Raw genomic sequence first — 13,039 nt, forward strand, 5'->3', positions numbered from 1 at the left:
GGCGGAACCGCACCCACGCGGACGCGCAACACTCGCAAACACCCCGTGAGGGACGCAGAGTTCGGGTGTGACCCACGCCAGTACCCTTCCGGCACCCGCCGTCCACGAGCCCGGTGACGAGGACCGCGCCCCCGCGGCACCGTCCGGGCGAGGCCTGCCCGCCGTCGTGTACGCGCTGGGGCTGTTCGTCGTGGCCCGGCTCGTCGGCGTCCTGGTGCTCGCCGGGACCGCCCGGGCCAACGGCAAGCACCCCCTCGCCCTGCTCGGACGCTCCTGGGACTCCCTCTGGTACCTGGGGATCGCGGCACACGGCTACGTACGCGCCCAGCACTTCAGACCCACCGTCGTCCACAGCGACCTGGCGTTCTTCCCGCTGTACCCGGGACTCGTCCGGGCCGTCACGGCGGTGACCCCGCTCGGCGGAGGCGCGGCGGGCCTGCTGGTGTCCTGGCTGGCGGCCGTGACCGCCGCGTGCGGGATCTACGCGATCGGGGCCCGGCTGCACGGCCGCGCGGTCGGCACCGCGCTCGTCCTGCTCTGGGGCCTGCTCCCGCACTCGGTGGTGCTGTCCCTCGCGTACACCGAGCCCGTCCTCACCGCCTTCGCCGCCTGGTCCCTGTACGCGGTGCTCACCGGGCGCTGGCTGTGGGCCGGCACGCTGGCGGCGCTCGCGGGCCTGTCGCGGCCGAACGGGTTCGCGGTCGCCGCGGCGGTCCTCGCGGCGGCTGCCTGCGAGGTCTGCCGGCGGCGCGGCCGGAAAGTTCCCCACAGCCTGTGGACGGGCGCCGCGCTGGCGCCGCTCGGCTGGTGCGGCTATGTGCTGTGGGTGGGCCGCCGCCAGGGAGATCCGCTCGGCGGGTACTTCGAGGTGCAGCGGCTGTGGGGCTCGCGCTTCGACTTCGGCGTGGGCGCGCTGCGCTTCGTCAAGCACCTGCTGCTGCGCGGGGACCGCTTCGTGTTCCCCATGTCGCTGGTGATCGTGGCGGCGGCCGTGCTGCTGTACGCGCTGCTGATCGCGGACCGGGCCCCGCTGCCGCTGCTCGTCCACAGCGGCGTCCTGCTGCTGGTCGCGCTCGGCGGCGCCGGGTTCTTCGAGTGCAAGCCGCGTTTCCTGCTGCCCGCGTTCCCGCTGCTGCTGCCATTGGCCCGGGCACTGGTGCGGACGGCAAGAGCCCGGCCCTGGCACGCCGTCCTGGTGGTCGGCGCCCTGGCCGGGCTCTCGTTCGCCTACGGCGCGTATCTCGTCGTCATCGCGCACACGCCGCTGTAGAACCTGGCGGAAAACCAGCGGGAGGACTACTCGTCGTCGTCCTCGGGCTTGTCCGCCTCGTTCACTTCCTGCTCCAGGCCGAGCTGCTCCACGAGCCACTTGTCGAACTCGATGGCGGCCCGCACCCAGCTGACCGTCGACGACACGAAGTGTTCGAGGGCGACGCCGGTGCCGATCAGCATCTGCGCCTCGCCGATCAGGCGGACGGTGCCGTCGTCGTGCGTGTGGGTGTAGACCTTCGGCCACAGCGTGCGGCGGTTCCAGTCGTCGATCGACTCCAGCAGCGTCGGCTTCTCGTCGATCTGGTGCGGCCGGTCGTAGAACGTCCGCACCGAGAAGACCTGCTGGTCTCCCTCGCCGCGGAACATGAAGTACGTACGGAACTCCTCCCACGGCGCCGCGAGGTCACCCTCGTCGTCGACGACGTACTTCAGCTCCATCTGATCGAGGAGCTGCTTCACGAGGTCCTGATCCGGGACGACGGGGCCCGCCGGTCCGCCGGGCTGCGGCTCGGGCTGGCCCCCGAAATTCGGAATCGAGGACGGGTCGATGCTCACCGTGTATTTCCCTTCGTACGGATACCGCCATCCTCCCCCATCCGGGGCGGGGAGTGGCAACCCCTGACGGGGCCTGTCGGCCGGGGCGGCATGATCTCGTCACCGGCGACGGGGGCGGAACCCGTCGTCGCAGGGGTCGCGGGGCCCCGTACGGCGGCCTCCCGGCCCGGGTGGGGAAGACCCGGCGGGGCGCGGGCGCGGTGTCGTCCCGCCCCCTGCCGGACACCGATCCGTTCACAAACGTGACCACGCGGGCGGTGCGGGGCCGGCCCGGGAACCACTGCTCTCCCCCACACCGGGATCGGCAGCGGTGCCGGTGTGGACGCCCCTCCCGGTGCCCGTACCGATCCCGGTGTCGATGCCGACCCCGGCGGCGGGGGCGGGGGCGGGGGCGGCAACGGTGCCGGCGGCCGGAAGGCCGGTCCGGACGTGGGTCCGGTACGAGGGCGGGGACGCCCGCCCTCGTCACCCCCGGCGCCTCACCTCCGGCACCCCACCCCGGGCGGACCACCCCCGGCGCCTCACCCGCGCGGAGCGCCCGTGCCCATCGGTGTCACAGCGTCTTGCCGGTCGCGGGTCCCACGATCAGGCCGTCCCCGAAGGCGTCCACCCGGACCGTGTCCCCGTCCTTGACCTCGCCCGCCAGGATCTCCTTGGCGAGCCGGTCGCCGATCGCTGTCTGGACGAGGCGGCGCAGCGGCCGGGCGCCGTACGCCGGGTCGTTGCCCTCGGTCGCCAGCCAGGCCAGGGCCGGGTCGGTGACCTCCAGGGTGATCCGGCGCTGTGCCAGCCGCCGCGCGAGGCGCTCGATCTGGAGCCGGGCGATGCGCTCCAGCTCCTGCCGGTCGAGGGCCGAGAAGACCACCAGGTCGTCGAGCCGGTTGAGGAACTCCGGCTTGAAAGAGGCCCGGACGATCTCCAGGACCTGCTGCTTCTTCTCCTCCGCCGAGGTCAGCGGCTCCACCAGGAACTGGCTGCCCAGGTTCGAGGTGAGGATCAGGATGGTGTTGCGGAAGTCGACCGTCCGGCCCTGTCCGTCCGTCAGCCGCCCGTCGTCCAGCACCTGGAGGAGGATGTCGAAGACCTCCGGGTGCGCCTTCTCGACCTCGTCGAGCAGGACGACGCTGTACGGGCGCCGTCGCACCGCCTCCGTGAGCTGGCCGCCCTCCTCGTACCCGACGTAGCCGGGCGGGGCGCCGACCAGCCGGGCGACGCTGTGCTTCTCGCCGTACTCGCTCATGTCGATGCGGATCATGGCCCGCTCGTCGTCGAAGAGGAAGTCCGCGAGGGCCTTGGCGAGTTCGGTCTTGCCCACGCCGGTCGGGCCGAGGAAGAGGAAGGATCCGGTGGGCCGGTCCGGGTCGGCGATGCCGGCGCGGGTGCGCCGTACGGCGTCCGACACGGCCTGCACGGCCTCGCTCTGGCCGATCAGCCGGCGGCCCAGCTCCTCCTCCATGCGCAGCAGCTTCTGCGTCTCGCCCTCCAGGAGCCGCCCGGCGGGGATGCCCGTCCAGGAGCCCACGACGTCCGCGATGTCGTCCGGGCCGACCTCTTCCTTCACCATCGTGTCGCCGGCGGCTTCCTCCTCCGCCTCGGAGGCCTCCTCCAGGTCCCGCTCAAGGGTGGGGATCTCGCCGTAGAGCAGCTTGCTGGCGGTGTCGAAGTCACCGTCGCGCTGGGCCCGTTCGGCCTGTCCGCGCAGCTCGTCGAGCTTCTCCTTCAGCTCGCCGACGCGGTTGAGGGACTGCTTCTCCTTCTCCCAGCGGGCGGTCAGCCCGCGCAACTCCTCCTCCCTGTCGGCGAGGTCGCGGCGCAGCTTCTCCAGACGGTCCTTGCTGGCGGCGTCCGTCTCCTTGCTGAGCGCGAGTTCCTCCATCTTCAACCGGTCCACGGAGCGCTGGAGTTCGTCGATCTCGACGGGGGAGGAGTCGATCTCCATGCGCAGCCGGGACGCGGCCTCGTCGACGAGGTCGATGGCCTTGTCGGGCAGGAAGCGGGAGGTGATGTAGCGGTCGGAGAGGGTCGCGGCGGCCACCAGCGCGCTGTCCGCGATCACGACCTTGTGGTGGGCCTCGTAGCGCCCCTTGAGTCCGCGCAGGATCGCGATGGTGTCCTCGACGCTCGGCTCGGCGACCAGGACCTGCTGGAAGCGGCGCTCCAGGGCGGGGTCCTTCTCGATCCGCTCGCGGTACTCGTCGAGGGTCGTGGCGCCGACCATGCGCAGTTCACCGCGGGCGAGCATGGGCTTGAGCATGTTGCCGGCGTCCATCGAGGAGTCGCCGCCCGCGCCCGCGCCCACCACCGTGTGCAGCTCGTCGATGAAGGTGATGATCTGTCCGTCGGAGTCCTTGATCTCCGCGAGGACGGTCTTGAGCCGCTCCTCGAACTCGCCCCGGTACTTCGCCCCGGCCACCATCGCGCCGAGGTCGAGCGAGACCAGCCGCTTGTCCTTGAGGGACTCGGGCACGTCGCCCTTCACGATCCGCTGGGCGAGACCCTCCACGACGGCGGTCTTGCCGACGCCCGGCTCGCCGATGAGGACGGGGTTGTTCTTGGTGCGCCGGGACAGCACCTGCACGACCCGGCGGATCTCCTGGTCCCGGCCGATGACCGGGTCGAGCTTGCCGTCGCGCGCGGCGGCCGTGAAGTCCGTACCGAACTTTTCGAGTGCCTTGTACTGGCCCTCGGGATCCGGGGTCGTCACCCGGCGCCCTCCCCTGGTCTTCTGGAACGCCTCCAGCAGCTTCTTCGCACCGGCGCCCTGCTGCGAGAGTACGTCCCCGCTCCGGCCGCCCTTCGCGGCAATGCCGATGAGCAGGTGCTCGGTCGACAGGTACTCGTCGCCGAGCTCCTTGGCCTTGTCGGCCGCGTCCGCGATGACGGCGAGCAGCTCGCGGTCGGGCTGCGGCGGTGCGACGGTGGACCCGGTCACGCTCGGCAGGGCGGCCAGGACACGCTCGGCGCCGGCCCGCACGGAGGCCTGGTCCGCGTCGACGGCGGCGAGCAGATCGATGATGTTCTCGTTGTCCTGCCCCCCGAGCAGCGCGAGCAGCAGGTGCGCGGGGGTCAGATCCGGGTGCCCCTCGGACACGGCCCTGCTGGTGGCCGCGTTGATCGCATCCCGGCTCCTGTTGGTCAGCTCGGCGTCCACGTTCGCGTTCTCCTCCTGTGCACGGACTTCCTGAACAGACTTCCGGTACGGACCGGCCGTACGGACCTCCCGCGCGGACCTCCCGCACGGACTGACTCACCCAACGTACACAAAGTTGAGTCTATTCCACTCAAGGTGAACCCGGGGCGACTTACGCCGGACCGGTCGGGCTACATTTCGGACCATGGCCGCATATCCGGTGGACCCGCACGACCCCGATCCCGCCTACCTCGCCTTCTGGCGGGAACGGCACCTGTGCACTTTGACCACACTCCGGGCGGACGGCAGTCCGCATGTCGTTCCCGTCGGGGTCACCTACGATCCGCGGGCCGGTCTGGCTCGGGTCATCGCCGGCGACTCCAGCGCGAAGGTGGGGCACGTGACCGCCGCGGGGGCCGACGGCGCCCGGGTCGCGGTCTGCCAGGTGGACGGCCGGCGGTGGGCGACGCTGGAGGGGCGCGCGACCGTCTCCGCCGAACCGGCGCGCGTCGCGGAGGCGGAGCGGCGATACGCGGAGCGGTACGGGAGGACACCCTCGCCCAACCCGGCCCGCGTGGTGATCGAGATCAGACTGACCTCGGCGCTGGGGCGCGGCTGATTCCGCCGCCCGGTCGGTTCCGGCCTCCACGGCGAGGGCCGCACCCGCGGGACGAGTCCCGCATACCAGGATGTTCCGCCCAAAACTGCAGCGGCGTCACCGTGTTCAGGTCACGGTGACGCCGCTGCGGGGGGAAGTACCTGCGCGATCTACTACGACGGGGGAATCGCGTCAGGCACTGCGGGGGGTGGCTGAGATGGTCCGTACGTCCGGGGCTTCCGGCTCGGCCAGCTGATGGTCACGCTGATCGAGGTTCACAAAGATCATTCCGTACCTGATGGCACATCGCACGGGCTGCGGCGCGCCGCGCGGCCGTCGCAGACACCGGTACGCCCGTACGTCCTCTTCCTCGTCCCGGGTGACCACGACCGGCTCTCCGAACACGGTCACCATCAGCGAGTCACCGGTGTGCGGGATCGCGGTCGCCAGGTCGATGAAGTGCCAGCCGGAGCGGTAGGCGGTTGCCATCTCGCGACGGAAGGAGCGGTCGTCGGGGGGCGTCGTCACGTCAACTCCCGGAGCCGTCATCCGCCGCCGGAGTCACAACCACGTCGTTCGCGGCCGGCGCCGGCCAGTGACTGTCCGCCAGTACGTTGTCCGTGGCCACCGCCGGCCAGTGACTGTCCGCAAGTACGTCGGCCTTCGTCTCGGAGAGGCCGCCCAGAGCTCCGAATGCCACCATGGCGGAGAAGGCGGCGACAAGCACCGAGCGAAGCATTTTGTTACGCATAGTCGGCTTCGTCCTCACTTGAAAGTCCCGTCTTCCCCCGTCGAATAAGACGATGGCTCATTCGGGCACGTCGTGGCCACATAATCGATGCATCATGTTCCTGCACGTTCAGGACCCTGGGGGGTGGAGTTTTGACAACGAATCAGACCAATGCGACACATCCCCACGGTGTGGCCCAGTTGTGCGAGGACGGAGGCCGTCTCTACGCGAACGCGCTGCGCACAGGACGAATCGCGCGCGAGGACGTGGAGCCCGCCCCCTGCTTGGTGGAACTCGCGCTCCTCCACCCCGATCCCGATGACGCGAACTGGCTCCGCCCGGTGCCCCCTTCGGTGGCCCTGGCCCAGCGACTCAACCCCATAGAGCGCGAGATCACCGAACGCAGGCGCCTCTCCGTCCAGCTGAGTGACGCTTTTGAGCCGTTCATGGCCCTCAGCGTCCAGGGAGCGACGCTCACCCACTCCATCACCGTGCTGGAGGGCGGCGACCGTATCAACGCGGCGCTCAACATGGCGACCGCCCAGTGCCAGCACGAGATGCTCACGATCCAGCCGAGCGACCGCGGCTCCGAACGCAGCCTCCTCCAGGGGCTGGAACGCGACCGGCCACTGATCGAACGTGGTGTGAAGATCCGGACGCTGTATCAGCACACCGCCCGCCACAGTCCCGACAAACTCGCGTACGTGGCCCAGCTGTCCGACGGCAAGGTCGAGTACCGCACCATCGACGAACTGGTGGAGCGCCTCATCGTCTGCGACGAGAGCGTCGCCTTCATCCCCACCCGCGACGACCAGCAGGTCGCCCTGGAACTGCGCCATCCGGGACTCGTCCGCTACCTGATCAAGGTCTTCGAGTTCATCTGGGGCCGCGCCGTCCCGCTCACGGCCGGCGCACCCTACGAGACCGCCCCGGGCGGCATCACCAACATCCAGCACTCCATCGCCAAACTCCTGGTGGAGGGTCACGTCGACGAGGCCATCGCCCGCCGCCTCGGCATGAACGTCCGCACCTGCCGCGCCCACGTCGCCAAGCTGGCCACCGCGCTCGGCAGCGGCAGCCGGGCTCAACTCGGCTATCTCATCGCCCAGTCGGGGATTCTGGACCAGGAGCACTGAACGGCAGCAGCTCCGGGGAGCGCGGTGGCCCGTCGAGACCCGCCTGTGCGATCCGGACGCCCAACTGCGTACGGCTCGCCGCGCCCAGGGTCTCCGAGAGGCGCGCGATGTGTGCCCGGCACGTCCGCACGCTGATCCCCAGCCGCTCCGCGACCACCGCGTCCTGGTGCCCCTCGGCGAGCAGCGCCGCGATCGAACGCTCGCGATGGGTGATGCCGTCGATGCCGGTCTCCGGGAGCGGGGCGGCGAGCGGGATCGCCAGCCGCCACAGCCGCTCGAAGACCGTCACCAGGTAGTCGACCAGCGCCGGGTGCCGCAGCTCCAGCGCGATCGTGCGGTCGTCGTTGGCCGGGATGAACGCCACCTTGCGGTCGAAGAGGATGAGCCGCTCCACCACCTCGTCGAGCGTCCGGGCCTCCGCCGAACCCCCCATCATCTCCATGTAGTTGTGCAGGCCCTGGCCGTGCCGTGCCACGTGCGTGTACAGGTCCCGCATCCGTACGCCCCGCCGGCGCATCTCCAGCGCCCGGTGCAGACCCTCCGACAGCTCGTCCTCGCGTCGGATGCCGCCCGGCTGCACCGTCAGCACCTCGCTGGTGCACGCCTCGGTCGCCTCGTCCATCGCGGCCCGGATCCTGGGCAGCCCGTCGAGGACACGGATCGCCGCGCCCTCGGCCTGCGCCTGCACACGACCGCCCAGCCCGGCGTACCACTCGAACGCCGCCACCGCGTCGCCCAGCCGCGCCCGGCTCGCGCTGACCTCCTCGTACACACCCCGGATCAGCCGCGTCATGACCTCCTGCGGCGAGGTCGGCACCAGCCACCCCATGTCGTCGGGGTCCGGGTGCAGCAGCGCCAACTCGACCAGGCAGGGCACCGCCTCCGCGTCCTCGCGCGGCACCCGCCCGCGCCGCACGGCCCGGGAGTACACCCGGTCCCCGGCGTCGCACAGTCGGTCAGCGCCGTGCGGATGCCTGTCCGTCCCGTGCCCGGCCATCTCCCACCCCTGGCTCCAACCTCCGGCTCCGGCAACCTCCGTGACGCGACGCTGCACACCGTCCACGGCGGAGCACTTCCGCACCGCGGGGCCCGTGGCCCGCGTCTTCGCAGCGCAACTATGCGCGGCCCCGACCGCCATCGCAACACGGGCGCGCCCCTCGCGCGCCCCCTCTCGCCCGCATACGTCCAGACATTTCCGCACCTCCGCGCGGCGCCTTGCAACAACATGACGGTGGCACTGCTCCGCCCCGCGCCGCCGGGTCCCACGCCGGGCCGGCCGAGGCCGCGACACGACGACATGCCCCCGCGGTGAGGTGTCCGGCCGGTGTCGTCCGCGCCGGGCCGCCCAAGGTGACGGTGGCGTTCGCCGGAGAGGCGGTGAGGGGCGGCCTGGACGGCCCCGGACCCGACTGCGGGGCTCCCGGCAGGCGGGGAGTGCGGGGGCGCGCACAGCGGCGCCTGGGCCCGGCGCCCGCCCCCCGGTCAGGCCCCCTCGGCATGACCTTCCAGATGACCTTCCAGGACGGCGACCTCACCACCGCGGCCGCCCACGGGTCGGCACGGGACCCCACGGGTCGGCACGGGACCCCACGGGTCGGCACGGGACCCCACGGGTCGGCACGGAGCCCCACGGGTCGGCACGGAGCCCCACGGGTCGGCACGGAGCCCTTCACGGCCCCCTCCTCAGGTGGCCGCGGCCCAGCTCCTGAGCAGTGCCTCGCGGGCGGCCCGCCAGGGTGTGACGCCGCCGCCCTCGGCGCTCCCCCACTCCAACAGCCGGGCCACGTCCGCCGTGCCCTCGACGAACCGGTCCAACAGGTCCAGGGACAGTTCGTACTCGGACTGCACATAGCCCCCGACGGCCGCCGTGTACACCGTCAGTCCGGTTTTCTCGGCGTCCGTGCGCACGTGGAGTTCGAACGCGGGCGGCGCCTCGCCGCCACCCGTCGCCACGTCGAGCATCGTGTCCATCACGCTGTTCACCAGCCATCGGGTACTGGAGCGCACCTGCGCGTCGTGCACGGTCACCGCGCGCACGTCCCGCCACGCCCAGAAGCCCTTCTGGCCGGTGCCCACGGCCTCCAGGCCCTCGGGGGTGAGCCGCACCCCGCGCCCGTTCCCCGCGGGTTCGGCACCCACGTACACGCTCTCCTCGGTGATCCAGAACAGGCCGATCATGGCCACGGGCGTCTCCAGTACGCAGGTATCGAGCACGGTCTCCCGGTGAGACCCCGGCCGGCCCAAAACCGTTCACCCGGGCCGTGAGAGACGTGTGCGCGGGGGCCCGGCCGGGCCCCGCGCACACGTGACAGGACGGGAACGGCTACTTGATGTGGGCCGCCGCGCAGGCCGCCTTGTACTTGGCCGTGCAGATCTCCGAGACCTTGTAGATGTTGTCCTGGAGGACCGTCTCCTGGATGTTGTCCTTGGAGAGGGCGACCACGGGCACGAGCTGGGCCGGGATCTTCTGGGTCGTGGGGCTGTCGACCTTGTCGCGGGTCAGCGCGTCGAACTCGATCCCGCGGCCCTGGACCTTGGCCACGGCCATCTCGGCTGCGGCGGTGGCCTCCTGCGGGTACGACTTGTAGACGCTCATGTACTGGTCGCCCGCGAGGATCCGCTGCACCGCGTCCAGTTCGGCGTCCTGGCCGGTGACCGGCGGCAGGTTGCTGACACCCACGGTCTTCATCGCGTCGATGACCGCGCCGGCGATGCCGTCGTTGGCGGCGTAGACACCGGCGATGTTGCTGGCACCCATGGCCGAAATGGCCTCCAGCATGTTGGACTTGGCGTTGGCCGGGTCCCAGTCCTTGGTGTCGTACTTGCGGGCGATCTGCACCTTGCCGTCGAGCACGGACATGGCGCCCGCCTTGAACTGCGCCGCGTTCGGGTCGGTGACCGCGCCGTTCATCATCACGATCTGCTTCGTGGCGGCGTTGCTGCCCATCGCCTTCAGCAGTTCCTTGGCCTGCACCTCGCCGACGAGTTCGTTGTCGAAGGAGATGTACGCGTCGATCGGGCCCTCAGCCAGGCGGTCGTAGGCGATGACGGGGATACCCGCCGCCTTGGCCTTGCGCACACCGCTCGCGATCGCCTTGGAGTCGACCGCGTCCACGAGGAGGACGTCGACCTTGTCGTCCACCATCTGCTGGAGCTGGATGTTCTGCTTGCTCGCGCTCTGCTCCGCGTTGGCGGAGAGCACCCTGCCCTTGCCGTTGGTGAGCTTCTTGACCTGCTGCTCGATGATCGGGTGGTCGAACTTCTCGTAACGCGTGTTCGCCTTCTCGGGGAGAAGGAGACCCACCTTGATGTCGTCGCCCTTGGTCGGGCTCGCCTTGGAGTCGCTGCCGCCGATCCCGTCGACGACCCCGCAGCCGGCGAGTGAGACGGCCATCGCGGACGAGGCCAGGGCTATGGCCGTACGACGAAGCCGGGTGTTACGAGTGTTCACATCAGGTGCCTTCCGGGCGAGGTAGCTGCTTTGCGACCCAGGTGGCTGAAAGCCAACGCGGCGATCACCTCAGCGTCAAGGAGTAACCACTTAACGAGATGGCAACAGCATTCTGTGTTCCCCAAGTGAACACGATGGGAAGAGGGTGTACCTCCACTTCCACGTAACACCTGCGGCGCACTTGGTTCCCACACACCCCGCCAGGGGAGGGCAACCCCCGCCCCCGACCTGGAGACTTGAAGACGGCCGAGTATCACCGCAGCTCCGGAAGGGCGGGATTGAGCGCGGCCGGACAGGACGGGACGGCACACACCAGGGCCGTGGTGATCTGCGTCACGCGTCGGGGCGCTCGTGGGGCGCATCGCACAACTCCGGCCGCAATGACCGATTATGTCTCGTCCGCCCGGCGAAGACCCTCGCGGGACGGGCACGGCACCGTACGGCGGCACGCGAAGGGGCCGGGAGGCGATCCGCCTCCCGGCCCCTTCGGCACACTCGGGAACTACTCCGGCGACCGCTTCGGCCGCCACACCACCAGCGCGCTCGTCTGCTGGACCTCCTGGTACGGGACGAGGTCCCGCCGGTAGGAGGCGTGCACGGCCGCCTCACGCTGCCGCATGGTCGCCGCCGCGCCGTCCAGGGCCGACTCCAGCTCCACGACACGGGACTGGAGCGCGGCGACCTGGTTCTCCAGCTCGATGATGCGTTTGATGCCGGCCAGGTTGATGCCCTCGTCCTGCGACAACTGCTGCACGGTGCGCAGCAGTTCGATGTCGCGGGCCGAGTAGCGCCGACCGCGCCCGGGGGTGCGGTCCGGGGAGACCAGCCCGAGGCGGTCGTACTGGCGCAGGGTCTGCGGGTGCAGGCCGGAGAGCTGGGCCGCCACCGAGATGACGTAGACCGGGGTCTCCTCGGTCAGTTCATAGGGGTTTCGACGACGGCCGTCCATCTGCTCATGCTCCCTTCGCGGCCTGGAACAGCTCCGCTCGCGGGTCCTCGTCCGCGGTGGCCTCGCGGTACGCCTCCAGGGCGTCACGCGCCTTGCCCGACACGTCCGTGGGAACCGAGACCTCGACGGTGACGAGGAGGTCGCCGCGGGTGCCGTCCTTGCGGACCGCGCCCTTGCCGCGGGCCCGCATCGTACGGCCGTTGGGTGTGCCCGGGGGCAGTTTCAGGGTGACCGGCGGGCCGCCCAGGGTGGGTACCCGTACCTCGCCGCCGAGTGCCGCCTCCGCGAAGGTGACGGGCACGGTGACGGTGAGGTTGTCCCCCTTGCGCCCGAAGACCGGGTGGGCGTCGACATGGACCGTGACGTACAGGTCGCCGGCCGGGCCGCCCCGTTCGCCGGGCCCGCCCTTGCCGCGCAGCCGGATCCGCTGCGAGTCGGTGACGCCCGCCGGGATGCGGACCTGCATCGTGCGGGACGACTTGGCGCGCCCGCTGCCCGAGCACTCCAGGCAGGGGTGCTCGGCGATCAGACCGCGGCCCTTGCAGTCCGGGCAGGGGTCCGTCAGCGAGAACCCGCCGCCGGAGCCCCGCGCCACCTGGCCGGTGCCGACACAGGTCGGGCACACACGCGGTGTGCCGTTCTTGTCGCCGGTGCCGGAGCAGGCCTTGCAGGGTGACTGGGACGTCATCCGCAGCGGGACCGTCGCGCCGTCCACCGCCTCGGTGAAGCTCAGCGTCACCTCGGTGTCGATGTCCTGGCCCCGCCGGGGCTGGGTCCGGGTGCCGGTACCCGCGCCACCGCGGTTGAACAGGCCGCCGAAGACGTCACCTATGCCACCGCCGAAGCCGCCGGCCCCGCCGCCCGCTCCGCCCTGGGCGCCGCCTCCGAAGAGGTCACCCAGGTCGAAGTTGAAGTTGCCGCCGCCCGCTCCGGGCCCCGGACGGAAGCCGCCGTTGCCGAAGAGGGCGCGTGCCTCGTCGTACTCCTTGCGCTTCTTGGCGTCCCCGAGGATGTCGTTCGCCTCGGAGATCTCCTTGAAGCGCTCCTCGGCCTTGGCGTTGCCCTTGTTGGCGTCCGGGTGGAACTCGCGGGCGAGTTTCCGGTACGCCTTCTTGATCTCGGCCTCGGTGGCGTCCTTGGGGACGCCGAGGACCTTGTAGTAGTCCTTCTCGATGAAGTCCTTGGTGCTCATCCCCGACGTCCCTCCTTCCTCGTCGT

The 13,039-nt window shown here is 70.8% G+C and carries 11 protein-coding genes; 3 read left to right on the plus strand and 8 right to left on the minus strand.

Features of this window, described 5'->3' with window-relative positions:
- The first annotated feature begins 67 nt into the window (after nt 1–67).
- Complete coding sequence (locus GFH48_RS19290; RefSeq protein ID WP_153289450.1) at nt 68–1,270, plus strand: glycosyltransferase family protein; 1,203 nt, start codon at nt 68–70, stop codon at nt 1,268–1,270.
- Between the two features lie 26 nt (nt 1,271–1,296).
- Here the strand turns inward: GFH48_RS19290 and GFH48_RS19295 are convergent, their stop codons facing one another.
- Together GFH48_RS19295 and clpB are read right to left on the minus strand one after the other, a co-directional pair.
- Nucleotides 1,297–1,827, minus strand: a complete 531-nt coding sequence (locus tag GFH48_RS19295) for a YbjN domain-containing protein (RefSeq protein ID WP_153289451.1) — start codon at nt 1,825–1,827, stop codon at nt 1,297–1,299.
- Between the two features lie 553 nt (nt 1,828–2,380).
- Nucleotides 2,381–4,978, minus strand: a complete 2,598-nt coding sequence (clpB, locus tag GFH48_RS19300; protein ID WP_153289452.1) for an ATP-dependent chaperone ClpB — start codon at nt 4,976–4,978, stop codon at nt 2,381–2,383.
- A gap of 184 nt (nt 4,979–5,162) precedes the next feature.
- On the opposite strand from clpB, the gene GFH48_RS19305 reads away from it, so the two are divergent.
- Nucleotides 5,163–5,576 (plus strand): pyridoxamine 5'-phosphate oxidase family protein, encoded by a 414-nt coding sequence (locus tag GFH48_RS19305; protein ID WP_153289453.1) that lies wholly within the window; start codon nt 5,163–5,165, stop codon nt 5,574–5,576.
- Between the two features lie 171 nt (nt 5,577–5,747).
- Here the strand turns inward: GFH48_RS19305 and GFH48_RS19310 are convergent, their stop codons facing one another.
- Complete coding sequence (locus GFH48_RS19310; RefSeq protein WP_187285880.1) at nt 5,748–6,044, minus strand: Rieske (2Fe-2S) protein; 297 nt, start codon at nt 6,042–6,044, stop codon at nt 5,748–5,750.
- 393 nt (nt 6,045–6,437) lie between these two features.
- Here GFH48_RS19310 and GFH48_RS19315 point away from each other — a divergent pair, with 393 nt between their 5' ends.
- Nucleotides 6,438–7,421 carry a helix-turn-helix domain-containing protein gene (locus tag GFH48_RS19315; protein WP_153289454.1) on the plus strand — a complete coding sequence of 328 codons (984 nt, stop codon included), beginning with the start codon at nt 6,438–6,440 and terminating at the stop codon, nt 7,419–7,421.
- Here the strand turns inward: GFH48_RS19315 and GFH48_RS19320 are convergent.
- From GFH48_RS19320 to dnaJ, 5 genes are all read right to left on the minus strand, one after another.
- Entirely contained in the window at nt 7,384–8,418 is a 1,035-nt protein-coding gene (locus tag GFH48_RS19320) for a helix-turn-helix transcriptional regulator (RefSeq protein ID WP_153289455.1), read from the minus strand. The genes GFH48_RS19315 and GFH48_RS19320 overlap by 38 nt on opposite strands.
- 686 nt (nt 8,419–9,104) lie before the next feature.
- Nucleotides 9,105–9,635 (minus strand): hypothetical protein, encoded by a 531-nt coding sequence (locus GFH48_RS19325; RefSeq protein ID WP_228120702.1) that lies wholly within the window; start codon nt 9,633–9,635, stop codon nt 9,105–9,107.
- A gap of 109 nt (nt 9,636–9,744) precedes the next feature.
- Complete coding sequence (locus GFH48_RS19330) at nt 9,745–10,815, minus strand: substrate-binding domain-containing protein (protein ID WP_153293002.1); 1,071 nt, start codon at nt 10,813–10,815, stop codon at nt 9,745–9,747.
- A 559-nt stretch (nt 10,816–11,374) separates the two neighbouring features.
- Nucleotides 11,375–11,821, minus strand: coding sequence for a heat shock protein transcriptional repressor HspR (locus GFH48_RS19335; RefSeq protein WP_148012414.1), 447 nt, complete (start codon nt 11,819–11,821; stop codon nt 11,375–11,377).
- Nucleotides 11,822–11,825: 4 nt separating this feature from the next.
- Nucleotides 11,826–13,013 (minus strand): molecular chaperone DnaJ, encoded by a 1,188-nt coding sequence (gene dnaJ / locus GFH48_RS19340; protein ID WP_153289456.1) that lies wholly within the window; start codon nt 13,011–13,013, stop codon nt 11,826–11,828.
- Nucleotides 13,014–13,039 lie beyond the last annotated feature (26 nt).

Source organism: Streptomyces fagopyri, assembly GCF_009498275.1.
GTDB lineage: Bacteria > Actinomycetota > Actinomycetes > Streptomycetales > Streptomycetaceae > Streptomyces > Streptomyces fagopyri.